The organism is Psychrobacillus sp., assembly GCF_056205495.1.
The window spans coordinates 1-1,936 of the sequence record NZ_JBAEAP010000047.1 but is presented as its reverse complement, the minus strand read 5'-3'; the positions used below and the strand labels follow the sequence as shown (position 1 = coordinate 1,936).

At 39.0% G+C, this 1,936-nt stretch carries 3 protein-coding genes; all 3 read left to right on the top strand.

The window, feature by feature from the left end; all coding sequences use genetic code 11:
- Positions 1-355, top strand: a 355-nt coding sequence (locus tag AC06OU_RS01665; RefSeq protein WP_475853557.1) for a hypothetical protein, incomplete at its 5' end; no start/stop codon positions are given.
- Positions 356-629: 274 nt separating this feature from the next.
- Complete coding sequence (locus tag AC06OU_RS01660) at positions 630-917, top strand: transposase (protein WP_475853556.1); 288 nt, start codon at positions 630-632, stop codon at positions 915-917.
- Positions 918-928: 11 nt separating this feature from the next.
- Positions 929-1,801 carry an IS3 family transposase gene (locus AC06OU_RS01655; RefSeq protein WP_475853558.1) on the top strand — a complete coding sequence of 291 codons (873 nt, stop codon included), beginning with the start codon at positions 929-931 and terminating at the stop codon, positions 1,799-1,801.
- The last annotated feature ends 135 nt before the right edge of the window (positions 1,802-1,936 follow it).

Below are 1,936 nucleotides of genomic sequence, written 5' to 3'. Positions count from 1 at the left end.
CAATTATTTATCCAATGAACTTACAGTAGGAGACGTTTTAGAAGAAAATCACTTTAGTAAAGAGGCAGCAATATCCGTTCAAAAGATAAAAGACGAAAAAATAATACCCATTCAAATTTCAGATGATAAACAGAAGGATTTAGTGAGGTTATTCGAGGATCTAAAGCTAATTAAATCAGACGAAAGATATCCCGTCCTCGATGCAGATTATATAATTGCTCCTAAATCAAATTACTCGCAAAAAGTGTACGTATTTCTCGATGAAAATGTAATAGTTTTCAGCGAAAAAACAAGTGATAGTTATGTTATCCAAAATAAAGATTTTACGCAAACAATCAAACTATTACATGATTAATCACGTATTTTCTAAAGTACTTCAGTAGCTCGAGGTGCTTTTTATTTTGCTCAATTGACGAATATAACATATTCATATTCAAACTGACGCATACTAAAATTAGGTTGCAAAGTAGTTTCTGCAACTGCAACACTTTAAGTGGTAAGCGCAACACTTCGAGCAAAAAGCGCAACACTTTTGTGGTTTCCCGCAACACTTCTAGAGATAGTATAAAAAGTAGACATGTTAAAACACGACCTTCATACTTATAGAAAATAAAGGGAGCGTGTTTATTATGACAAGGACAAGTAGAGAAATGCGTGATTATCTGGTGAAATTGGTAGTCGAAGATGGAAGAAAGGCAACCGAATTAGGATATGAACATGGGATCAAGCCGCAAAGAATTCGTGCCTGGGTAAGGGCCTACAACAAGAAGCAGGAGCTTTCAAATAATGAACAGCTCATCTCTTCTACAGAACTGAAAAGACGCATAGCAGAGCTAGAGAAGAACGAAAAAGAACTGAAAGAGGAAAATGAAATATTAAAAAAGGCCATGCATGTCTTCGCCAAAGGCCACACGTGATATTTGCGTTTATGGAGGAACATCAAACGGAGTTTCGCGTGGTGAAGATGTCTGAAGTTTTAAAGGTTTCAACTAGTGGTTATTACAAATGGTTGAGAGAAAAAGAGAAACGGAACAAAATTCAGGAGGAAAAAGAAGAAATCAACCAACTGATCCGTACCAGTTTCATTGAAAGTCATGGAACTTATGGCAGCCCGCGAATCGCAAAAGATTTGGAAGCGCAAGGCGTTCAGTTGTGTGAGCGGACAATAGGGAAACGAATGAAAGAGATGGGACTCCGTGCGACGTCAGAGACCCCTTACGTGGTGACGACAGATTCAAATCACCAACATCCTATCTATCCAAATCTGCTTGAACGCAAATTCTTAGTGGATGAACCTAATACCGTCTGGGTCACAGATATAACCTATATCTGGACTGTACAAGGGTGGTTATATTTAGCGAGCGTAATGGACCTTTTTTCACGAAAAATTATTGGCTGGAGTATTAGAGACCATATGAAAAAAGAATTGCCCTTCGAAGCTCTCCAACAGGCAATTATGATAAGGAACCCGGGCAAAGGACTCATCCATCACTCGGACCGCGGGTCCCAATATTGTGCTAAGGAATATACCGAGTTATTGACTGGCAGAGAAATGAAGGGAAGTATGAGCCGCAAAGGGGATCCTTATGATAATGCATGTATCGAGTCATTCCATGCGACAATCAAGAAAGAGTTGATCTACAGATATAAATGGGAGACACGAGAGGAAGCAGTCAAAGCTGTTCGTCATTATATTGATCAATTCTATAATACGAGAAGAAGGCATTCTACATTGGATTATCTGAGTCCAGTAGACTTTGAACAAGCGTACAATAAAAGTCGTCTTTTGGCTGCAGGGTGAGAAAATCAGAGATGGTGGAAATAGGATAGGTCTGGTTGTGACCTATCCTGTTTTCACCATCCCAGCAAGCGGCAGCGCGGTAGTGGAAGAAAAAAAGTTGTGAATTAATTTGTCTACTTTCTTTACAGAAGACCA

Excerpts from the sequence above, each read along its gene's own strand:
- AC06OU_RS01660 (WP_475853556.1), top strand. The coding sequence starts at position 630 with ATGACAAGGACAAGTAGAGAAATGCGTGATTATCTGGTGAAATTGGTA.
- AC06OU_RS01655 (WP_475853558.1), top strand. The coding sequence starts at position 929 with ATGGAGGAACATCAAACGGAGTTTCGCGTGGTGAAGATGTCTGAAGTT.